We start from the raw sequence: 21,314 nt of genomic DNA, 5'->3' as shown, positions 1-21,314 counted from the left end.
TGGCATGTTTAATGAAATTCAAGGATCTTCGGGATTTCGTGCAGCAACTTGAGCAGCGCGGAGAGTTGAAACGTATCCAGATGCCGATTTCTCCGGTACTGGAAATGACTGAGATTTGCGACCGCACCTTGCGCAACAAGGGCCCGGCGCTGCTGTTCGAAAACCCGACCGGCTTTGATATCCCGGTGCTGGGCAACCTGTTCGGTACGCCCGAGCGCGTAGCCTTCGGCATGGGTGCCGAGTCGGTCAGCGAGCTGCGCGAGATCGGCAAGTTGCTGGCGTTTCTCAAGGAGCCCGAGCCGCCCAAGGGCTTGAAGGACGCCTGGTCGAAGTTGCCGATCTTCCGCAAGATCATCGCCATGGCGCCCAAGGTGGTCAAGGATGCGGTGTGCCAGGAAGTGGTCATCGAAGGCGATGATGTCGATTTGGCCATGCTCCCGGTCCAGACGTGCTGGCCGGGCGATGTCGGCCCGCTGATCACGTGGGGCCTGACTGTCACCAAAGGCCCGAACAAGGATCGCCAGAACCTCGGCATCTACCGTCAGCAAGTCATTGGCCGCAACAAGGTGATCATGCGTTGGCTGAGCCACCGTGGCGGCGCACTCGACTTCAGAGAGTGGTGTGAAAAACACCCGGGCAAGCCGTTCCCGGTGTCTGTGGCCCTGGGGGCCGACCCGGCGACCATTCTCGGCGCCGTGACACCTGTGCCCGATAGCTTGTCCGAATACGCCTTCGCCGGCCTGTTGCGCGGTAATCGCACCGAATTGGTCAAGTGCCGCGGTAACGACTTGCAGGTGCCGGCTACCGCCGAAATTATCCTCGAGGGCGTGATTCACCCGGGTGAGATGGCCGATGAAGGCCCTTACGGCGACCACACCGGCTATTACAACGAAGTCGACAGCTTCCCGGTGTTCACCGTCGAGCGCATCACCCATCGGGTCAAACCGATCTACCACAGTACCTACACGGGGCGTCCACCCGATGAGCCGGCGATTCTCGGAGTGGCGCTCAACGAAGTGTTCGTACCGATCCTGCAGAAGCAATTTCCGGAAATCACCGACTTCTACCTGCCGCCCGAGGGCTGTTCGTACCGCATGGCCATCGTGACCATGAAGAAGTCGTATCCGGGCCATGCCAAGCGCGTCATGTTGGGTGTGTGGTCGTTTTTGCGACAGTTCATGTACACCAAGTTCGTTATCGTGACCGACGACGACATCAATGCGCGGGACTGGAACGATGTGATCTGGGCCATCACCACGCGCATGGACCCCAAGCGCGATACCGTGATGATCGATAACACGCCGATCGACTACCTCGACTTTGCCTCGCCGGTATCGGGCTTGGGTTCGAAAATGGGCCTGGATGCCACCCACAAATGGCCGGGTGAAACCACTCGCGAGTGGGGCCGGGTGATCGTCAAGGATGAAGCCGTCACCGCGCGTGTCGATGCGATCTGGAAAGAATTGGGAATAGATTGATGCGTGTAACCCTGCAACCTTCCGGCGCTGTACTGGAGCTGGTCCCTGGCGAACGAATCCTCGAAGGTGCACGCCGCCTGGGGTACGAATGCCCCCAGGCCTGCCGCAATGGCGTGTGCCATGTGTGTGCGGCGTTGCTGGTGGAGGGCCGGGTAAGCCAAGCTGGTGAAGTGCGCGACCATGGCGAGTTCTATACCTGCATCGCCGAGCCGCTGGAAGACTGCATTGTGTTGTGGGATGGCGTACTCGCGCCAGGAGAGTTGCCGTTGCGCAAATTGTCATGCCAATTGATCGAGTGCGTGGAAGTCGGCGGCGATGTCTGGCGTGTGCGCCTGCGCGCCCCGGCCGGTAAGGCGGTGCGTTACCACGCCGGGCAATACTTGATGCTCGAACGGGAGAACGGCGAGAAATCGGCGTTCTCCCTGGCTTCTGCACCCCATGCCGGGCGTGAGTTGGAGCTGCATGTGCTGGTGCGCGAGGACAGTGCGCGCAACCTTATCGAACAATTGCAGCGCAACCAGATGGCCCGTGTGGAACTGCCGTTCGGTGATACCCACCTGGCCGAGTTGCCGGACGGACCACTGGTGCTGATGGCCGCCGGTACCGGTATGGCGCAGATGCACAGTCTGATCGAGCACTGTCGCGCTTCGGGCTTCAAGCACCCGGTGCACCTGTACTGGGGCGTAAGGCGCCCGGAAGATTTCTACCAGATCGAGCACTGGGATCAGTGGCTGCAACTGCCCAATCTGTTCCTGCACAAAGTGGTCAGCGACCTCTGTGGCTGGGAAGGGCGCTGCGGTTTGCTGCACGAGGTGGTGTGCGAGGACATTGCCGATCTCAATAGCGTGCATGTCTACGCCAGTGGTTCGCCAGCAATGATCTACGGCACCCTGGATGCATTGGTCGATGCCGGTATGGATGCGCACCGTATGCGCGCCGATGTCTTCGCCTATGCCCCACGGCCCTGAAGTGTTGCGCTGAATAATGTGGGAGCTGGCTTGCCTGCGATAGCGGTGGGTCAGTATCTCATTTGCCGACTGGCGCACCGCTATCGCAGGCAAGCCAGCTCCCACAGCGGGCAGTGTCGTGTCAGAAGCGTAAGCCAGTCGTCACCATCGCTGCATTGAACCCCAGCAACACCAGCTCCGCCGCGACCGGCCCGTAATGGGTACCCACGGACGGAATGATCACTGGCGCTACGCCAAAACGATTCAACGGGATCTTGTCGCGATACTCGCCGCGATAGCCCTGGATCAACCCACCGGTCAACTTCGCATACACCGGGTAGTCGGCCATGTCATAGCGCTTGCCCGCATAGGCGTAGTACGAGCGTTGGCGGAACGAGTTGCGAAAGGTCACCCCGCCATACACCAGGCCCGACGCCTCATTGCGCTCCAGGCCGATCAGGTCCTGTTTGTTGTTGTGTTGCGGGTCGGGTGCAAAGTGCCGGGTGTAGACGCTTGTCTGGGCGTACCAGAAGCCTTTGTCGTCAGTCGCCGTTGGCGTTTCGCTAGCCAGTGCAGTGGTGGCCTGGGCAAGCAATAACAGGCCAGGCAATCGGAATTTTTTCATGGCGACCTCGGTAGTCGATTTGATGAACGGCTAAGTGGGTCGTTACAGGCGCGCCAGTTTGACGGCTTGGCACGCGCCCAGGCTGAACCGGGGCTGAAATTACCGGGATTAGACGCGTGGATCCTGACGAATGGGCGAGCGTGCTTATGCTTTTGCTTATTCTTTTAAGGTATTTATTCTGGATGATGAATATCTTTAAGCTATATCGCAACGGACTACCGACTTCACCGACCATAACCAGATACTGACCGCCACCGCCCGCCAGCCGGATCGATCGTACGAACTTCGCGCATTGCAGTTCTATTTTTGATTCAAAGGGGAGCGGTATGGGGAGCTACAGGAAACACGCGCTATACACGGCGATTTTGTCGGCCAATTTGCTGACCGTTGTGGGATTCAATCCAGTTCTGGCAGACGAAACTTCTGCGGTTGATGCACCTAAACTCGACACTGTGATCGTCACCGGCACCCGCGCCCAAGAGCGCACCGCCAATGCATCGCTGTCGCCAATCGACGTAATCTCCGGTGAAAACCTGCGCAGTACCGGCTCCGATGAGCTGGGTGCCGTATTGGCGCGGCTGATACCGTCGATCAACTTCCCCCGGCCAAGCCTGGTGGACGGGGCCGAACTGGTGCGTCCGGCGCAGTTGCGCGGTTTGTCGCCGGACCAGGTGTTGGTACTGGTCAACGGCAAGCGTCGACATACCAGTGCCTTCGTCAACCTGGGCGGTGCGGTTGGGCGCGGTTCGGCCCCGGCAGACTTGAATGCTATCCCGCTGTCGGCGGTGGACCATATCGAGGTGCTGCGCGACGGCGCTTCTGCCCGTTACGGCTCCGATGCGATCGCCGGGGTGATCAACGTGATCCTCAAGCACGCCGACCATGGCGGCTCGGTGTCCAGCAAGTTTGGTGAGTACAAAAAGGGTGATGGCATCCAGCGTAATGTCAGTGGTAATACGGGCCTGGCATTGGGCGACAATGGCTTTATCAACCTGTCTGCCGAAGGCGCCGACAACGATTACACCAACCGCGCCGGCGACGATTACCGCCCAGGCAGTATTGGCTCCACCACCTACGGCCAGCGTGTGTTCCGGCAAGGTGAGCCGGCCACCAATGAAGGCAAATTCCAGTTCAACTCGGAATATTCCTTCAGCGATGCAGCCGAGTTCTACACCTTCGGTGGCTATAGCAAGCGCCGCGGTGAAACAGCGGCGTTCTACCGGGCCAGCAACGCTTCCAATAACATTGCCGCACTCAACCCCAACGGCTACCTGCCGCTGATCAAGGGCAACCTGGAAGACACTTCTCTGGTGGTGGGCTTGCGCGGCCTGCTGGCCTACGACTGGCATTACGACTTGTCGGCCAACTACGGCAAGAATCAGTACGAACTGGGCACCGAAACCATCAACACCTCCCTGGGCCTGGCAACGCCGCGCAAGTTCAACAACGGCACCCTGAGCAACGATCAAAAGCAAGTCAGCCTGGACCTGTCCCGTGAGTTCGATGTGGGCTTTCTGCCGTATCCGGTCTCCGTGGCGTTCGGCGGTGAATACCTGCATCAGGGCTATGAAATCGAGGCGGGCGAGCCAGCGTCCTATTACCAGACCGGCAGTTCCGGCCTGGGAGGCTTCCGTGATGCCGACGCCGGCACCAGCACACGCCATAACTGGGCACAGTACCTGGACCTGGAAACCAACTTCACCGAAAAACTCAGCGCCTCGGCCGCCGTGCGCCATGAGGATTACAGTGACTTTGGCTCCAACGTCAGCGGCTCGCTGTCGGCCCGCTACGACTTCACCCCCCAGGTGGCCTTGCGCGGCAGCATCTCCAACGGTTTCCGTGCGCCGTCCCTGGCCCAGCAGAATTTTGCCTACACCTCATCGCAGTTGATCGGCAGCACCATCCAGGAAGCCGGCACCTTCCCGGCCAACAGTCAGGTGGCACGCCTGCTCGGTGCCGAAGACCTCAAGGCGGAAAAGTCGCGCAACTACAGCCTCGGCCTGGTGCTGGAGCCGGCCGATGACCTGACCGTCACGCTCGATGTGTACCGCATCGACATCCGCGACCGCATCAGCCTGTCGTCTAACCTCAATCTCAACCCGGCCACGGTGGCTTACCTGCAAGCCAATGGCGTCGGCAATATCAACTACACCACGGCCCGTTACTTCACCAACGCCACGGACACCAGCACCGATGGCGTCGATCTGGTAGCCAACTATCGCTACCAGCTCGATAACGGCATTCGCTGGAACAGCACCCTGGGCTATAACTACAACCACACCAAGGTCACCGATGTGAAAGCCAACCCGGCGGTACTCGATAGCCTGGGGGCCAACCTGGTGCGAGTGGACCGTCGCGAACGTATCGGCTTGCTGGGCGACACCACACCCCAGCACAAACTGAGCCTGGGCAACGACTTCACCTTCGGTAATTGGGCGCTGCACACTAACCTGGTGCGCTATGGTGAGTTCACCAGTTATCAGGCGGACAAGGTCAACGACCAGACCTTCAAAGCCGCCTGGGTGCTGGACCTGTCAGCCGACTACAAGCTCAAGAACTGGACCTTTACCCTTGGGGGCGACAACGTTACCGACAAATACCCAGAGAAGGTTAATGCTTACGCCAGCAGCGGCGGCAATCTCGCCTACAGCACTTTTTCGCCGTACGGTTACAGCGGCGCGTTCTATTACGGTAAAGTCGCTTACAACTGGTAACACACAGGAGGCGCACCGCTTTTCGCCATGACCGCCATTGAAACCGATCTTTTGCAGTTGGCTTACCCTCCGCGGCTCGATCTTGGGCCGCAACTCACTCACGAACAATTAATGAGCTCGATGCAGGCCACTATGGCCCGGCACAAGGGTGGGCCAGTGTGGCTGTTTGCCTATGGTTCGCTGATCTGGCGCCCTGAATGTTCGTCGACCGAACGGGTGCGCGCACGGGTTCATGGTTATCACCGCGGCTTGTACCTGTGGTCCCACGAGCATCGGGGCACGCCGGAGTTGCCGGGGTTGGTGTTCGGGCTGGATCGCGGCGGGTCCTGCAGCGGGTTTGCCTACCGCTTGCCGGAGGACCAGTTGGAGGCCTCGCTTTACGCCCTATGGCAGCGTGAGATGCCTTACCCCTCGTACCGGCCGCACTGGCTCAGTTGCCGATTGGAAGATGGCAGCACCGTGCAGGCGTTGGGGTTTGTTCTGGAGCGGCACTTGCCCAGCTATGCCGGCAACTTGCCCGATATTGTGCTTAATCATGTGCTGCAAAGCGCTTGCGGGCGTTACGGCACGACTCGCGATTATGTCGAGCAGACCGTGAACGCCCTGCGTAGCCACGCCATGCCAGATAAAAACCTGGAGGCGCGGCTCAAGCGTTGTGCCAGGGATTGCTCTGCCGATTAACGCGCCGAGCTGACGCTGTTGGTGTGCCACAGCGTGGGGATCAGGAACGCGATCGCCAGTACACAGGCACCAATCAGCAGCACGAAACCACCGTCCCAGCCGAAATGGTCAACCGTGTAGCCCATGGCCGCACTGGCTGCTACCGAACCGCCCAGGTAACCGAACAAGCCGGTGAAACCCGCGGCAGTGCCGGCGGCTTTTTTCGGTGCCAGCTCCAGCGCCTGCAGGCCGATCAGCATGACCGGGCCGTAGATCAGGAAGCCGATCGAGAACAGCGCAATCATGTCGATCATCGGGTTGCCCGGCGGGTTGAGCCAGTAAACCAGGGTCGCCACGGTGACCAGCGCCATGAACACGATACCGGTCAGGCCGCGATTGCCACGGAAGATTTTGTCCGACATCCAGCCGCACAACAACGTGCCTGGGATACCGGCCCACTCATAGAAGAAATACGCCCAGGACGACTTATCGACCGTGAAGTGCTTGGCTTCTTTCAAGTAGGTCGGCGCCCAGTCCAGTACGCCGTAGCGCAACAGGTAGACGAACACGTTGGCGAAGGCGATGTACCACAGCATTTTGTTGCGCAGCACGTACTTGACGAAGATTTCCTTGGCGCTGAATTCGTCTTCGTGGCTGGCGTCGTAGCCTTCCGGGTAATCGTTCTTGTACTTCTCGATAGGCGGCAAGCCCACCGATTGCGGGGTGTCGCGCATGGTGATGAAGGCAAACGCCGCGACCGCCAGGGCCACGGTGGCCGGCACGTAGAAGGCAGCATGCCAGTCGTTGAACCACGCCATGCCCAGCAGGAACAGCGGGCCGATCAAGCCACCGCCGACGTTATGCGCCACGTTCCACACGGACACCACGCCGCCGCGTTCTTTCTGCGACCACCAGTGCACCATTGTCCGCCCACTCGGCGGCCACCCCATGCCCTGGGCCCAGCCGTTGATGAACAGCAAAATGAACATCATGGTCACGCTGGACGTTGCCCAAGGTGCGAAACCGAAAATGAACATCACCCCCGCTGAAACCAGCAGGCCGAACGGCAGGAAGTAACGTGGGTTGGAGCGGTCGGACACCAGCCCCATGAGGAACTTGGATAAACCGTAGGCAATCGCAATCGCCGACATCGCCAGGCCCAGTTCACCACGGGTGTAACCCTCGTCGATCAAGTAGGGCATGGCCAGGGAGAAGTTTTTGCGCAGCAGGTAGTAGCCGGCGTAACCGAAGAAAATACCAGCGAAGATCTGCCAGCGCAGCCGTCGGTAGGTACTGTCTATTTTTTCTTCAGGCAGAGGCGCCTGGTGTGCGGCAGGTCGAAAGAAAGCAAACATTCAAGAGCTCCAAATTTCTTGTTTTGACTGCGGATGCGAATGTTACAGTTTCGTTACCGAAAATAGCATCGCCTCTTATCTGCAAACACAGGAAACGAGAGCAATTGCATGTTCTTTTACGAACATGTCGCTAATAGATAAGTGATGGTCGTGATTAGGTCCTAAGACCACTGAGTAACTACTGTGGGAGCTGGCTTGCCTGCGATGGCGGTTTTTCAGGTTCATCTGTAGTAGCTGACCCACCGCTATCGCAGGCAAGCCAGCTCCCACATGGATTGCATTTCAGGTGTGTTATCGGGTTTGGACAACTATTTTACCCACTGCCTTGCGCTGCCCCAGGTCATTAATCGCCTGGGCAGCCTGCTCCAGCGGATACACCTGCGACACCAACGGCTTCAACTTGCCCTCGGCATACCACGTGAACAACTGCTGAAAATTCGCCGCGTTATCCTGCGGCTGGCGCTGGGCAAACGAGCCCCAGAACACCCCAACTACCGCCGCGCCCTTGAGCAATGCCAGGTTCACCGGCAATTCGGGAATGCGCCCGCTGGCAAACCCCACTACCAGCAGGCGGCCGTTCCAGGCGATGGCGCGGACGGCCTGGTCAAACAGGTCGCCGCCCACCGGGTCGTAGATCACATCCGCGCCATTGCCGTCGGTGAGGCGTTTGATCTCGTCCTTGAGGCTGGTTTCGCTGTAGTTGATCAACTCATCAGCCCCGGCCGCCTTGGCCACCGCGAGTTTGTCGGCGCTGCTGGCGGCGGCGATCACGCGTGCGCCCATGGCCTTGCCGATTTCCACCGCGGCCAGGCCCACACCGCCGGAGGCGCCTAGCACCAGCAGGGTCTCACCGGGTTGCAGGTTGGCGCGCTGTTTAAGCGCGTGCATCGAGGTGCCGTAGGTCATGCTGAAGGCGGCGGCGATGTTGAAGTCCATGCTCGGCGGAATCGGCAGCACGTTATAGCCAGGCACCGCGACCTGCTCGGCAAAGCTGCCCCAACCGGTCAACGCCATTACGCGGTCACCGACCTTCAAGTGGCTGACTTTCTCACCCACCTCGCTGACCACGCCCGCCGCTTCGCCACCGGGTGAGAATGGAAAGGGCGGCTTGAACTGGTACTTGCCCTCGATGATCAGGGTATCCGGGAAGTTCACCCCGGCCGCGTGCACGTCCAGCAGGATTTCGTTCTTCTTGATCGCAGGGCTGGCGATCTCTTCCAGCACCAGGGTTTCGGCGGGGCCGAAGGCTTTGCACAGCACAGCTTTCATCGGACTATTCCTTTTGGCATCGTGGCCGATAAGTGTAGGAGGGTGCGCCCGTGGGTCAACGAGCATACCCGCGCCTGATAAGCCCCCATAAGCTTGTGCTCAGCCTTGCTAGCGTTATGCTACCGGGCAAACGAATTCGAGGAATGAACTGTGAAAGCGTGGATCCTGTTGATGCTGGCCCTGACATTGCCGATGGCCGTCCAGGCCGAAGAAGCCAAGGAAGGCGAGGCGCCGAAAGTCAGCTATATCAGCCTGACCCCGCCGTTTGTGGGTAACTACGGCCTGGATGGCACGGCCAAACTCAAGGTTTACAAGGCCGATATCGCCCTGCGCGTGACCGGCACCGAAGCAGCTGCGGCGGTCAAAGCCAACGATCCGTTGATCCGCAACCAGCTGGTGGCGCTGTTTACCCAGCAGACCAGCGAGGCCATGAGTACGGTCGAAGGCAAGGAAAAGCTGCGTCAGGAAGCCCTGAAACAAACCCAGCAAGTGATGAATGACGAGACCGGCAAGCCGATGGTGGAAGATTTGCTCTTCAACAATCTGATCATCCAGTAAAGCCGGCGCTTAGCGCCATTCGCGAGGTCCTGCCAGGCGTCTCAGGAAGCCAGGCTCTTGCGAAACCGCGCCAACGCCACCGCAAAAAACACCAAGCCAATCGCCGTCAGGGCCAGCAAGTCTGGCCACACCACGCTCAACCCCGCATCCCTGAATAGAATCGCTGCACTCAAGCTTACAAAATGCGTCGATGGCGAGCCCTGCATCACCCACTGCAACCATTCGGGCATGCTATCCAGCGGCGTACTGCCGCCAGAGAGCAACAGCATGGGAATGATCACCGGGATCGCCAGCAGGCCGAACTGCGGCGTCGAGCGGGCGAGAGTGGCGAGGAAGATCCCCAACGCAGTACTCGCAAATAAATACAGGGCCGTCACCAGCAGGAACAGGCCCAATGACCCGGCCAGCGGCACGCCGAGCAAGCCTTTGACCACCAGTTCCAGGGACAGCCACGTACACAACACCACCACCAGCATGTTGCTCCAGATTTTTGCCAGCATGATCTCCAGCGCGGTCAGGGGCAGCACCAGCAGATGGTCGAGGGTGCCGTGCTCGCGTTCGCGCAGCAGCGCGGTGCCGGTCAGCACGATGGCGAGGATGGTGATGTTGTTGACGATCTGGATCACCGCCAGGAACCAGCCACCTTCCAGGTTGGTATTGAACAACGCCCGGGTGGTCAGCAGGGCCGGAGCTTTGCCGGCAGCATCGGCCTGGCTGCTGTAGGTCAGCAGTTCGCGTTGGAAAATCCGCCCGATGTAACCCGCACCCATGAATGCCTGGCTCATCGCCGTGGCATCAACGTTCACCTGCACCCCCGGCTGGCGCCCCGCCAACAGGTCGGCCTGGAAATTCGCCGGTACATTGACGACGAAGGTGTATTGGCCGCTGTCCATGACCCTGTCCAGCTGGTCGTAGGCCAGTGGCGCCGGCGCCTGGAATTCCGGTGGTTGCAGGGCCTCGGCCATTTGCCGCGAGAGCGCGCTGTGATCTTCATCGACAAAGGCCACGCTGGCGTTGTGCACGCCAATCACTGAACCGGCAGCGGGCATGTAGATCGCCACGGTGAAGGCGTAGGCCAGAAACAGCAGCAACACGCTGTCGTGGCGCAGGCTGGTGAGTTCCTTGAGCCCCAGGCGCAGGATATGGGCGAGCTTGTGCATCAGGCCTCCTGCTTCTTGAGCATCACCAGGCTCAGCCCGGTAAAACCGACGAAAAATCCGAACAAGGCCAGGCATTGTGGCCACAACTGGCGCAGGTCCAGGGCCTTGGTGAAGGTGCCCACCGCAATATCCAGAAAGTGCCCGGCCGGAAACAGCATGCCCATCAGCGCCGCCGCACCTTCCAGGGACGAACGCGGCACGATCAGCCCGGAAAACTGGATGGTCGGCAGGCTGGTGATGATCATGGTGCCGAGGATCGCCGCGATCTGGGTGCGGGTGAACGCCGAGATCAGCAGACCCATGCTCGTGGTCGCCAGCACGTACAACAGGCCACCAAAAGCCAGGGTCAGGCCGCTGCCTTTGAACGGTACACCGAACAACCAGCGGTTCATCGCCACTAGCAGTGCCAGGTTGACCAGGCTGACGACCAGATAGGGCGCCTGTTTACCCAACAGGAACTCCAGGCGCGTCAGTGGTGTGGCATAGAAGTTGGTGATCGACCCCAGCTCCTTCTCGCGCACAATGCCGAGGGCGGTGAGCATGGCCGGAATGAACGCCAGGATCAGCGCCATCACGCCAGGGCCAATGGCATTCACGCTGACCACGTCCTGGTTGTAGCGAAAGCGTGTTTCAAGCTTGACGGCGGCCCGGTTGTTCAAGGGTAAGCTACTGAGTTCAGCCAGTTGCGCAAGGTTGTCCTGGTGCACGGCCTCCACGTAGTTGCGGCTGGTTTCAGCGCGAAACGGCATGCCGCCGTCGAGCCAGGCCGCGACGGTGGGCTGGCGGCCGGCGTAGAGGTCACGGCCAAAGCCGGGTGGGATCTCCAGGGCCAGCTTGATTTCCGAACGTTGCAGGCGCCGGTGCAATTCGTTGGCGTCGCGAATGGGTGCTTGCTCGGCGAAATAGCGCGAACTGCGAAATGCCTCTAGATAGGCGCGGCTTTGCGGGGTCTGGTCCTGGTCGTAGACGGCGAAGGCGAGGTTTTCCACGTCCAGGGAAATCCCGTAGCCGAAGATCACCATCATGAACATCGCCCCGAGCAGGGCGAAGGCCATGCGTACCTTGTCGCGCAGCAGCTCCTTGCCTTCGCGGCTGGCCACGGCTAACCACCGCGCCAGGCTGAAGCCGTGTTTGCTCGCGGGCGGCGTGTGGGCATCGTTGACCGTTGCACGGGGCGCGCTGGATTCGGGTTCGCCCTGGGCCTGCTCCAGGCAGGTGACGAAAGCCGCCTCCAGGGTATCGCCGTGGAACTGCTGTTGCAGCGCCTCGGGCGTGTCGCAGGCCAACACCTTGCCGGCATGCATCAAGGAGATGCGGTCGCAGCGCTGGGCTTCGTTCATAAAGTGGGTGGACAGGAAGATGGTCACGCCTTGTTGGCGCGACAACTCGATCAGCAACCGCCAGAAATCATCCCGTGCCGCCGGGTCGACACCCGAGGTGGGCTCATCGAGGATCAGCACTTCCGGGCGATGCAGCACCGCAACCGCCAAGGACAAACGCTGGCGCAGGCCAAGGGGTAACTCGCCGGAGGGCTGTTCGGCCACTTCACCCAGGTCGAAACGTTGGATCAGTTCATCAATGCGCGGACCGCTGTCGGCCTTGGGCAAGTCGAACAGCTGCGCATGCAGCACCAGGTTCTGGCGCACGCTCAGTTCGCCATACAGCGAGAAGCTCTGCGACATGAAACCTACGCGCTTGCGGGTCGCCAGGTCCTTGGCGTCCACCGGCTTGCCCAGCAGGATTGCACTGCCCTCGGTGGCCGGCATCAGCCCGGTCAGCACTTTCATGGTGGTGGTCTTGCCGCAACCGTTGGAACCGAGGAAGCCGAAGATCTCGCCGCGGCCAATGGCAAAGCTGACGTTGTTCACCGCGGTGAAATCGCCAAAGCGCAGGGTCAGGTCGTGGGCTTGGATAGCGATATCGGCGTTGCCGCCTGTGCGCGGTGGAATTACCAGTGGCTGGCTGTCGTGAGCACTGTCGCCCTGGAAGTGGGTGAAGGCCTCATCCAGCTTGCCGCTGGGCGTTATCGCCGCCAGTTCGCGGCTCAGTCCATCGGCGATCAACCTGCCACGGTCGAGCATCAGGCAATGCTCGAATTGCTCGGCCTCTTCCATGTAGGCGGTGGCCACCAGCAGTGTCAGTTGCGGGCGCTCACTGCGTACGCTATCTACCAGCTCCCAGAAACGCCGGCGGGACAGCGGGTCGACGCCGGTGGTGGGTTCGTCGAGGATCAACAGGTCCGGATCATGGATCAGTGCGCAGCACAAGCCGAGCTTCTGTTTCATGCCGCCAGAGAGCTTGCCTGCCGGGCGCTCGGCAAAGCGTGCGAGGTCGGTGGCGAGCAGCAGGTTGTGCATGCGCTGGTCGCAATCGGCTTTCGACAGGCCGAACAAGGTGGCGAAGAAACGGATGTTCTCGCTGATGGACAGCTCGGGGTACAGATTGCCGCCCAGGCCCTGGGGCATAAAGGCAATGCGCGCGTACAGGCTATTGCGGTGGCGACGGTCTTGGATGGAACCGCCGAGCACCTGCAACTGGCCCTCCTGCAGCTTTTTAACCCCGGCGATCAGACCCAGCAGGCTCGACTTGCCGGCGCCGTCCGGACCTATCAACCCGCAGCGGGTACCGGCTGGCAAGCTGAAGGCAACGTCGAGCAGTGCCTGTTGCTTGCCGTAGCGGTGGTTGATCCCCGTGGCGTGCAGCGCCAGGCCGCTCATTGCAGGTTGGCCGGCCAGTCGACATCGGCCGTGCGTACATAGCCCGCGCCGGGCATGCCCGGTTTGGCTTGTGGCACGGCGCTGGGCTGAGTCAGGCGCAATTTGACGCGGAACACCAGTTTTTGCCGCTCATCGCGGGTTTCGACTTCCTTGGGAGTGAACTGGGATTTGGCCGCGACAAAACTGATTTTGGCCGGCAGCGCTTGCTGGGGCAGGGCGTCGAGCAGGATGCGTGCTTCACTGCCGACGGTCAGGCGGCCGGTGACGGAGGCGGGCAGGTAGAGATTCATGTACTGGTCATTGGGGTCAATCAGCAGCAACACGCGACCACCCGCGCCGAGCACTTCGCCCGGCTCGGCCAAGCGCAATTGGATGATGCCGTCGATGGGCGCACGCAGGCTGCTGTCGTCGATTTCGCTGGTGAGTTGGGCGACTTGGGCCTGGGCCGCACCGATCGCGGCCTTCACTGCGTTGACTTGGGCTTGGGCCGCGATCACCGCCGCATTGCCGGTGTTCTGGCGAGCTTGCTGCTGGTCGATCAATTGGCTGCTGGCAAAGCCGCGCCGGTACAGCTCTTGGGTGCGCTTGAGTTCCTGGCTGGCCAGCAGTTGCTCGCTTTGGCGCAACTGCACGTTGGCTTCAGCAGAGGCGAAGTTTTCCCTGGCGCGTAACACCTCTGCTTCGGCCTGGGCGCGCTGGGCTTGCAGGGTGCGGGTGTCCATGCGTGCCAGCAACTGGCCCTTGAGCACTTTGTCGCCTTCATCCACGTGCACTTCGGCCAGGCGCCCGGGGATCTTGGCGGCGATTTGCACTTCGGTGGACTCCAGGCGCCCATTGCCCATGCTCAAGCCCTCGGGCAGGCGGTCCTGGGTCGAACGCCAGTAGCCAAAGGCCCCCGCCCCCAGCAAGAGGACGATCAGGGCGATGGCGAACAGACGGGACGTATGGTGGTTCGTAGACATGGCTGCATCCTGCGGCGTTAGCGTCCAGTGTGATGGGTTTGGCCCGTGAGGGTCTTGATATCGGTCAGTTAAAGCAGCTGAAGGATGGCCGCCCATTGTTCAGGCGTGACCGCCATGACCGAAAGCCGGCTGCCTTTCTGCACCAGCGGCATTTCGGCAAGAGCGGTTTGCTGCTTTAGATAGCCCAGGCCCAGCACCTTGGGGAAGGTGTTGACGTGGCCCACGGTGATGGCACTCCACGGATTTTTCTCCGCACTGGCCTTGGAGTCGAAATAATGGCTGTCCGGTTCCAGCGCTGTAGGATCCGGGTAGGCGGCCTCGACGATTTTGCCGATGCCGGCAATCCCTGGCTCCGGACAGCTGGAGTGATAGAAGAAAAACTCATCGCCCACCGCCATGGCGCGCAGAAAGTTGCGCGCCTGATAGTTGCGAACCCCATCCCAGCGCGCTTCGCCGAGCTTTTCCAGGTCCTCGATGGACAATTCGTCAGGCTCGGATTTCATCAGCCAGTAGGCCATTTTTGGGCTCCTGAAAAAGGCATTGGGCAAGTTGTCGGGCAATTGCATGACAAACCGACAGTCGGTTGGCGTCAAGGTTTGCGTGTTGGTTCACGTTACCGCAGAATGCGCGCTTTTAGGCTTGGCGCAGCTGCAACGGACTACTTTGGAACGTTGTTGTCATCGTGTACGAGGTGCCTGAAGGGGGGCAATCGATGCAACGTAAACCGGATTTACTATGGATTTTGGTTATTTTGTTTGGTCTGGGCGTTGTGACCACCGGGTATGCCCAGAGCTTGTGGTCGAACAAGGCCGACGCACCGGTTGAACTCTCGCCAGTGCAGCAACAATTCAAGCGTTAATAAGGCTTCAAGGCGTCGCTGGTTCCAGCGACGTTTGTGCAACATACCAGTGCTTATCGGTGACAGTGCCCGCCAGCGGCACGTCCCAACTTGCCTGCGCCAAGCGGTCTACCTGCTGACATTCATGGGCCAACCCCAGCAAGGTCGGCTTGCGCCAGCTTTTGCGCCTGGCCAGGTAGGCCAGGCTGCGGTCGTAGAATCCGCCACCCATGCCCAGGCGTCCGCCTTCGCTATCGAACCCCACTAACGGCAACAGCACCAGGTCGAGCGCCCAGACTTTGCGCTGCTGGTGGACATTGACCCGCGGCTCAAGAATGCCAAAGCGGTTGGGCGACAACTTATCCCCAGGCCGCACGCGCTGGAACACCATCTTGGTGCGCGGCCAGGCACTCAGTACCGGCAGATAGGTGGCCTTGCCACGGCGCTGCGCCGCGCGCAGCAGCAGGCGCGGATCGATTTCGCCGTCCGTCGGCAGGTATAAGGAAATATGTTTGGCCCGGCGAAACAGCGGGTGCTGCGCCAGTTGCCGGTACAGGCCAAGGGCGGCCTGGCGCTGCTCGCTCGGCGTGAGGGCACGGCGGGCCTTGCGCAACATGCGTCGAAGTTGCGGACGGGACAGCGGCGCAGGTTCGGTCATGGCTTATCGGCTCATAAAACAATGCCAGTCCTGGGACTGGCATTGAGTTTGGGAATTCAGGCTCCCCGACAGAGCCGCTGTCGACTTAGCCCTTGAACCCGAAAGTTCAAGGTGGAAGAAGCAGTAGGCTTTAAGGCTTTCCGTCTAGCGGACATGCACACCAGCCCAACGTGCAACTTCCAGGGTAGTGCGAATCGGCTCAGGGACATCGCCGACTGGCAAACACGCCAGGGAGTGGGGCGAGTATACCTTAAACAGACTCGGCAATCAGCCCTTGGGTGCGTCGGAATCGGTGGAAAGCACCAGATCCACGCGCTCGAGCAGGTCACGCACTTGCTCGCGGGTCGAGCCGCTGGCCTGCACGTCAGGGCGTTCCTGCTTGTGCAGCAGATCGTGGGTGATATTCAGCGCGGCCATCACGGCGATGCGGTCGGCGCCGATCACTTTGCCGCTGCTGCGGATTTCACGCATCTTGCCGTCCAGGTAACGCGCAGCGCTCACCAGATTGCTGCGTTCTTCCTGGGGGCAGATGATCGAATATTCTTTGTCGAGGATCTGCACGGTAACGCTATTGCTTGAACTCATGAGTCTTGCTCCAGGGCCTTCAGGCGCGAAATCATCGATTCGACCTTACGCCGGGCGATTTCGTTTTTTTCAATGAGGTGAGCGCGTTCCTCGCGCCAGGTCTTTTCCTGAGCTAATAGGAGTCCGTTTTGACTCTTTAGTTGCTCGACCCGATCAATTAGCAGTTCGAGTCTGGCCATCAGCGCTTGCAGGTCGGTGTCTTCCATTGGGTTCCACTGGATTTGTCTGATGAATGGCAACTGCAGGATAAACGATCTGACGCCCTCGATAGTCTTGGTGCGTCTGCCGGTGCTAGGATACAGCGCTCCATTCTAGACATTGCGCCGTCTGGCGCCTAGCTCACCATGCCCATTCAGAATTCCCCGTACGACGCTTTTTCCAAACTGCTGAGCACCAGCGGTCACCCATGCTCGCCTGCCGAACTGCACGGCGTGCTGTTGGGCCGCAGCTGCACCGGCGTGGGCTTTGATGCCGACAACTGGCTGGCCGACGTGGCCGAGCTGCTGGAAACCGAACCGACCGAAAACGTGCGTAACGCGCTGATCGGCCTGCAAGAGATGGTCAAGGGCGAGCTGACCGGTGACGACGTCACCGTGGTTCTGCTGCTGCCGACCGACGACGCCCCACTCACCGAGCGTGCTGCTGCCCTGGGCCAGTGGTGCCAGGGTTTCCTCCACGGTTTCGGCGTGAACGCCGGTGGCCTGGAGCTGAGCACCGACGCCAAGGAAGTGCTGCAGGATCTGGCAGCCATCTCCCAGGTGCAAGATGCTCTGGAAGAGTCCGAAGACGGCGAAGGCGACTACATGGAAGTGATGGAATACCTGCGCGTCGCGCCGTTGCTGCTGTTCACCGAGACCAAAAAGTCTGCTGAACCTGCTGCACCCAAGCCTTCGCTGCATTAAGAAAGGAACCCCATCTGCCCATGATTCATATCCCCAAAGCGGAATACACCCGTCGCCGCAAGGCGCTCATGGCGCAGATGGAACCCAACAGCATCGCGATCCTGCCGGCAGCCGCCGTGGCCATCCGCAACCGCGATGTCGAGCACGTGTACCGCCAGGACAGCGACTTCCAGTACCTGAGCGGTTTCCCCGAGCCCGAAGCGGTGATCGTGCTGATGCCCGGTCGCCAGCATGGCGAATACGTGTTGTTCTGCCGTGAGCGCAACGCTGAGCGCGAGCTGTGGGACGGCCTGCGCGCCGGCACTGAAGGCGCGATCCGCGACTTTGGCGCCGACGACGCATTCCCTATCACTGATATCGACGACATCCTGCCCGGCCTGATCGAAGGCCGCGACCGGGTATATTCGGCCATGGGCAGCAATGCCGAATTCGACCGGCATGTGATGGAGTGGATCAACGTGATCCGCTCCAAGGCGCACCTGGGCGCCCAGCCACCGAACGAATTCGTTGCCCTGGATCATCTGCTGCACGACATGCGCCTGTATAAATCGGCGGCAGAGGTGAGGGTGATGCGCGAAGCAGCGCGCATTTCCTGCGCGGCCCATGTGCGGGCGATGCAGGCCAGCCGTGCGGGTTTGCATGAGTTCAGCCTGGAGGCCGAGTTGGATTACGAGTTCCGTAAGGGCGGTGCGAAAATGCCAGCCTACGGTTCCATCGTCGCCGCCGGACGCAACAGCTGCATCCTGCATTACCAGCAGAATGACGCGCTGCTCAAGGATGGCGACCTGGTGCTGATCGACGCCGGTTGTGAGATCGACTGCTACGCCAGCGACATCACCCGCACCTGGCCGGTCAACGGCAAGTTTTCGCCTGAGCAAAAGGCGATCTACGAGATTGTGCTGGCCTCCCAGGAAGCCGCCTTCAAGCAGATCGCACCGAACAAGCATTGGAACCAGGCCCATGAGGCTACCGTGCAGGTCATCACCGCCGGCTTGGTGAAGTTGGGGTTGCTGCAAGGTGACGTTGACGAACTGATCGCCAGCGAAGCCTACCGCGCTTTCTACATGCACCGCGCCGGCCACTGGCTGGGCATGGATGTGCATGATGTGGGCGAGTACAAGGTCGGCGGTGAATGGCGAGTGCTGGAAGTCGGCATGGCCTTGACCGTGGAACCGGGCATCTATATTTCCCCGGACAACCAGAACGTGGCAAAGAAATGGCGTGGCATTGGCGTACGCATCGAGGATGACGTGATAGTGACCAAGCAAGGCTGTGAAATCCTGACCGGCGCGGTGCCCAAGACCGTTGCCGAGATCGAAGCACTGATGGCGGCTGCCCGATGAGCCGGGTCAACCTGGCGATTATTGGTGGTGGCCTGGTGGGTGCCAGCCTGGCCCTGGCGTTGCAGGCTGGGGCCAAGGCACGTGGCTGGAAGATCGTGCTGATCGAACCCTTTGCCCCGGGCGACAGCTACCAGCCCAGTTATGATGCGCGTTCTTCGGCGCTGTCCTTTGGTGCCCGCCAGATTTATCAGCGTCTGGGCCTGTGGCAGGACATTGCCCGCCGCGCCGAACCGATCAAGCAGATCCACGTATCGGACCGCGGGCGTTTCTCTACCGCGCGCTTGTCCGCCATGGAAGAGGGCGTACCGGCCCTGGGCTATGTGGTGGAAAACGCCTGGCTGGGCCAATGCCTGTGGCAAGGCCTGGATAAAGACGTCGTCAGCTGGCGCTGCCCCGCGGAAGTCACGCGCATGGAGCCGCTGCCTGATGGCTATCGCCTGACCCTCAACGATGAAACCGTGCTGGAATGCGACCTCGCGGTGTTGGCCGACGGCGGCCGCTCCGGCCTGCGCGAGCAACTGGGCATTGGCGTGAAGACCCGGCCCTACAACCAGAGCGCACTGATCGCCAATATCACCCCGAGCGAAGCCCACAATGGCGAAGCGTTCGAGCGCTTTACCGATGAGGGGCCGATGGCCTTGCTGCCGCTGCCGGACAACCGCTGTGCGCTGGTCTGGACCCGCATCGGCATGGACGCCCAGCGCCTGGCCGACCTTGACGAGCGCAGCTTCCTGAGCGAGTTGCAGGGCGTATTCGGTTATCGCCTGGGCACCCTCAAGCAAGTGGGCGCCCGTCATCTGTACCCGCTGACCCTGGTGGAAGCTGAAGAGCAAGTGCGCTCGCATCTTGCGGTCCTCGGCAATGCCGCCCACAGCCTGCACCCGATTGCCGGGCAGGGGTTCAACCTGTCCCTGCGCGATGCCAATGCCTTGGCCGAAGCCTTGTTGGCCGGCCCGGCAGTGCCAGGTGACCTGGCGACGTTGCAAGGCTATCGGGATCGCCAGCGCCTGGACCAACAACTGACCGTAGGCTTTTCCGATCAGGTCACACGCTTGTTTGGCAGCGGCCAGCCGCTAATGGCGCTGGGCCGTAACCTGGGCTTGCTCGGCCTGGATCTGTTGCCGCCGGCCAAACGCTGGTTCGCCCGCCAGGCCATGGGGCTGGGGGTGCGCTCCGATGTTTGAGCCGGCCCATCACTTTATTGGCGGCCTGTGCCGCACACGAGACAAGGCTTAAAGCATGGACATGCGCGCAGATGTGCTGATTGTCGGGGCCGGAATGGTCGGAAGCGCCCTGGCGCTGGCATTGCAGGGCAGCGGCTTGCAGGTGCTGCTGCTCGACGGCAGCCCGCTAAGCGTCAAACCGTTCGAGCCGGATGCGGCATTTGAACCGCGGGTGAGCGCGTTGTCCGCTGCCAGCCAGCGCATCCTCGAACGCCTGGGCGTGTGGGACGGCATCGTCGAGCGTCGCGCCAGCCCTTACGGCGAGATGCAGGTGTGGGACGGCAGCGGTACCGGGCAGATTCACTTTTCGGCAGCCAGCGTGCATGCCGAGGTGCTCGGGCATATCGTCGAAAACCGCGTAGTGCAGGATGCTTTGCTGGAGCGCTTGCACGACTGCGACCTCGGCCTGCTGGCCAATGCGCGCCTGGAACAGATGCGCCGCTCCGGCGATGACTGGCTGCTGACCCTGGCTGATGGGCGCAAGTTGCGTGCGCCGCTGGTGGTAGCCGCCGATGGCGCCAACTCCGCAGTACGCCGCCTGACCGGCACCCCGACCCGCGAGTGGGATTACCTGCATAACGCGATCGTCACCAGCGTGCGCAGCAGCCAGCCGCACCAGCGCACGGCCTGGCAACGCTTTACCGATACCGGCCCGCTGGCGTTCCTGCCGCTGGTACGGGATGGGCAGGAAGACTGGTGCTCGATTGTCTGGTCGACCACGCCGGCTGAGTCCGAGCGCCTGATGGCCCTGGATGATGAACGCTTCTGCCGGGAGCTGGAGCGCGCCTTCGAAGGGCGCCTGGGCACTGTGATCAGCGCCGACCCGCGAGTTTGCGTGCCGTTACGCCAGCGCCATGCCAAACGCTACGTGGCCGAAGGCCTGGCACTGATCGGTGATGCTGCCCACGTTATTCACCCGTTGGCGGGGCAGGGCGTGAACCTGGGCTTTCTTGATGCGGCGGTATTGGCCGAGGTGTTGTTGGCGGCCACCGAGCGCGGCGAGCGCCTGGCAGATGTTAAGGTCCTGAGTCGTTACGAGCGGCGTCGCATGCCTCACAACCTGGCGTTGATGGCGGCAATGGAAGGCTTTGAGCGCTTGTTCCAGGCGGATCAACTGCCGCTGCGCTGGCTGCGTAATGCCGGTCTGAAAATCGTCGACCAGATGCCCGAAGCCAAGGCAGTGTTTGTGCGCCAGGCGCTAGGTTTGACTGGCGATCTACCAGAACTCGCTAAACCCTGAATTGAAACACAGTCCCCTGTGGGAGGGGGCTTGCCCCCGATGAGGCCCTCAACCCTCGCGCATATTCGGGCTGTGCAACA

The 21,314-nt window shown here is 61.0% G+C and carries 20 protein-coding genes and 1 other RNA gene; 10 read left to right on the top strand and 11 right to left on the bottom strand.

Translation table 11 applies throughout. The features are described 5' to 3' along the window. Window positions 1-11 precede the first annotated feature (11 nt). Together ubiD and LJX92_RS25815 are read left to right on the top strand one after the other, a co-directional pair. Entirely contained in the window at window positions 12-1,478 is a 1,467-nt protein-coding gene (ubiD, locus tag LJX92_RS25820) for a 4-hydroxy-3-polyprenylbenzoate decarboxylase (protein ID WP_003195329.1), read from the top strand. Continuing rightward, the gene (locus tag LJX92_RS25815) at window positions 1,478-2,446 is read left to right on the top strand and encodes a CDP-6-deoxy-delta-3,4-glucoseen reductase (RefSeq protein ID WP_032878813.1); all 969 of its coding nucleotides are present in this window, start codon (window positions 1,478-1,480) and stop codon (window positions 2,444-2,446) included. Before ubiD ends, LJX92_RS25815 begins: the two co-directional genes overlap by 1 nt. A 121-nt stretch (window positions 2,447-2,567) precedes the next feature. Here the strand turns inward: LJX92_RS25815 and LJX92_RS25810 are convergent, their stop codons facing one another. Beyond that, window positions 2,568-3,050 (bottom strand): hypothetical protein, encoded by a 483-nt coding sequence (locus tag LJX92_RS25810; RefSeq protein ID WP_005792403.1) that lies wholly within the window; start codon window positions 3,048-3,050, stop codon window positions 2,568-2,570. Window positions 3,051-3,376: 326 nt separating this feature from the next. Here LJX92_RS25810 and LJX92_RS25805 point away from each other — a divergent pair, with 326 nt between their 5' ends. Together LJX92_RS25805 and LJX92_RS25800 are read left to right on the top strand one after the other, a co-directional pair. Next, complete coding sequence (locus tag LJX92_RS25805) at window positions 3,377-5,764, top strand: TonB-dependent receptor plug domain-containing protein (protein WP_228309107.1); 2,388 nt, start codon at window positions 3,377-3,379, stop codon at window positions 5,762-5,764. A gap of 27 nt (window positions 5,765-5,791) precedes the next feature. Then, a complete protein-coding gene (locus tag LJX92_RS25800) occupies window positions 5,792-6,445 on the top strand; it encodes a gamma-glutamylcyclotransferase (protein ID WP_198707213.1) in 654 nt (217 codons plus the stop codon). Here LJX92_RS25800 and glpT read toward each other — a convergent pair. Together glpT and LJX92_RS25790 are read right to left on the bottom strand one after the other, a co-directional pair. Further along, window positions 6,442-7,779: a glycerol-3-phosphate transporter gene (gene glpT / locus LJX92_RS25795; RefSeq protein ID WP_032878817.1), complete on the bottom strand. Its 1,338-nt coding sequence runs from the start codon at window positions 7,777-7,779 to the stop codon at window positions 6,442-6,444. The two genes, LJX92_RS25800 and glpT, sit on opposite strands and share 4 nt — an antisense overlap. A 291-nt stretch (window positions 7,780-8,070) precedes the next feature. Continuing rightward, window positions 8,071-9,048, bottom strand: a complete 978-nt coding sequence (locus LJX92_RS25790) for an NADPH:quinone oxidoreductase family protein (RefSeq protein WP_228309106.1) — start codon at window positions 9,046-9,048, stop codon at window positions 8,071-8,073. A gap of 150 nt (window positions 9,049-9,198) precedes the next feature. Between LJX92_RS25790 and LJX92_RS25785 the strand changes: the two genes are divergently transcribed. Further along, on the top strand, window positions 9,199-9,606 hold the full coding sequence (locus tag LJX92_RS25785) for a flagellar basal body-associated protein FliL (RefSeq protein WP_005792398.1): 408 nt from the start codon (window positions 9,199-9,201) through the stop codon (window positions 9,604-9,606). A gap of 41 nt (window positions 9,607-9,647) precedes the next feature. On the opposite strand, the gene LJX92_RS25780 is transcribed toward LJX92_RS25785, so the two are convergent. The 4 genes from LJX92_RS25780 to LJX92_RS25765 form a co-directional block, all read right to left on the bottom strand. Beyond that, window positions 9,648-10,766, bottom strand: a complete 1,119-nt coding sequence (locus tag LJX92_RS25780; protein WP_228309105.1) for an ABC transporter permease — start codon at window positions 10,764-10,766, stop codon at window positions 9,648-9,650. Further along, window positions 10,766-13,483: a ribosome-associated ATPase/putative transporter RbbA gene (gene rbbA / locus LJX92_RS25775; RefSeq protein ID WP_228309104.1), complete on the bottom strand. Its 2,718-nt coding sequence runs from the start codon at window positions 13,481-13,483 to the stop codon at window positions 10,766-10,768. The genes LJX92_RS25780 and rbbA overlap by 1 nt, the downstream gene beginning before the upstream one ends. Then, window positions 13,480-14,445, bottom strand: a complete 966-nt coding sequence (locus LJX92_RS25770) for an HlyD family secretion protein (protein WP_032878823.1) — start codon at window positions 14,443-14,445, stop codon at window positions 13,480-13,482. The genes rbbA and LJX92_RS25770 overlap by 4 nt, the downstream gene beginning before the upstream one ends. 68 nt (window positions 14,446-14,513) lie before the next feature. Further along, window positions 14,514-14,963 (bottom strand): EVE domain-containing protein, encoded by a 450-nt coding sequence (locus LJX92_RS25765; protein WP_228309103.1) that lies wholly within the window; start codon window positions 14,961-14,963, stop codon window positions 14,514-14,516. A 194-nt stretch (window positions 14,964-15,157) separates the two neighbouring features. Between LJX92_RS25765 and LJX92_RS25760 the strand changes: the two genes are divergently transcribed. Further along, on the top strand, window positions 15,158-15,304 hold the full coding sequence (locus LJX92_RS25760) for a hypothetical protein (RefSeq protein ID WP_005792392.1): 147 nt from the start codon (window positions 15,158-15,160) through the stop codon (window positions 15,302-15,304). A 7-nt stretch (window positions 15,305-15,311) separates the two neighbouring features. Here LJX92_RS25760 and LJX92_RS25755 read toward each other — a convergent pair whose 3' ends face one another. From LJX92_RS25755 to LJX92_RS25740, 4 genes are all read right to left on the bottom strand, one after another. Next, on the bottom strand, window positions 15,312-15,941 hold the full coding sequence (locus tag LJX92_RS25755) for a 5-formyltetrahydrofolate cyclo-ligase (protein WP_032878825.1): 630 nt from the start codon (window positions 15,939-15,941) through the stop codon (window positions 15,312-15,314). A gap of 58 nt (window positions 15,942-15,999) precedes the next feature. Further along, window positions 16,000-16,178: non-coding RNA, 6S RNA (gene ssrS, locus LJX92_RS25750), on the bottom strand. Window positions 16,179-16,208: 30 nt separating this feature from the next. Further along, window positions 16,209-16,526 carry a cell division protein ZapA gene (locus LJX92_RS25745; RefSeq protein ID WP_005792389.1) on the bottom strand — a complete coding sequence of 106 codons (318 nt, stop codon included), beginning with the start codon at window positions 16,524-16,526 and terminating at the stop codon, window positions 16,209-16,211. Beyond that, window positions 16,523-16,732 (bottom strand): TIGR02449 family protein, encoded by a 210-nt coding sequence (locus LJX92_RS25740; protein WP_003177365.1) that lies wholly within the window; start codon window positions 16,730-16,732, stop codon window positions 16,523-16,525. Before LJX92_RS25740 ends, LJX92_RS25745 begins: the two co-directional genes overlap by 4 nt. A 138-nt stretch (window positions 16,733-16,870) precedes the next feature. On the opposite strand from LJX92_RS25740, the gene LJX92_RS25735 reads away from it, so the two are divergent. From LJX92_RS25735 to LJX92_RS25720, 4 genes are all read left to right on the top strand, one after another. Further along, window positions 16,871-17,428, top strand: a complete 558-nt coding sequence (locus LJX92_RS25735) for a YecA family protein (RefSeq protein ID WP_017739071.1) — start codon at window positions 16,871-16,873, stop codon at window positions 17,426-17,428. Between the two features lie 20 nt (window positions 17,429-17,448). Further along, a complete protein-coding gene (pepP, locus tag LJX92_RS25730; protein ID WP_032878828.1) occupies window positions 17,449-18,771 on the top strand; it encodes a Xaa-Pro aminopeptidase in 1,323 nt (440 codons plus the stop codon). Next, window positions 18,768-19,955, top strand: a complete 1,188-nt coding sequence (ubiH, locus tag LJX92_RS25725; protein ID WP_078822596.1) for a 2-octaprenyl-6-methoxyphenyl hydroxylase — start codon at window positions 18,768-18,770, stop codon at window positions 19,953-19,955. The genes pepP and ubiH overlap by 4 nt, the downstream gene beginning before the upstream one ends. Before the next feature lie 61 nt (window positions 19,956-20,016). Beyond that, window positions 20,017-21,234, top strand: coding sequence for a 2-octaprenyl-3-methyl-6-methoxy-1,4-benzoquinol hydroxylase (locus tag LJX92_RS25720; RefSeq protein WP_164699558.1), 1,218 nt, complete (start codon window positions 20,017-20,019; stop codon window positions 21,232-21,234). The last annotated feature ends 80 nt before the right edge of the window (window positions 21,235-21,314 follow it).

It is taken from the genome of Pseudomonas sp. HN8-3 (assembly GCF_020790195.1).
In the GTDB taxonomy this organism is placed as follows: domain Bacteria; phylum Pseudomonadota; class Gammaproteobacteria; order Pseudomonadales; family Pseudomonadaceae; genus Aquipseudomonas; species Aquipseudomonas synxantha_A.
This window is presented reverse-complemented; position numbering and strand designations above follow the sequence as displayed.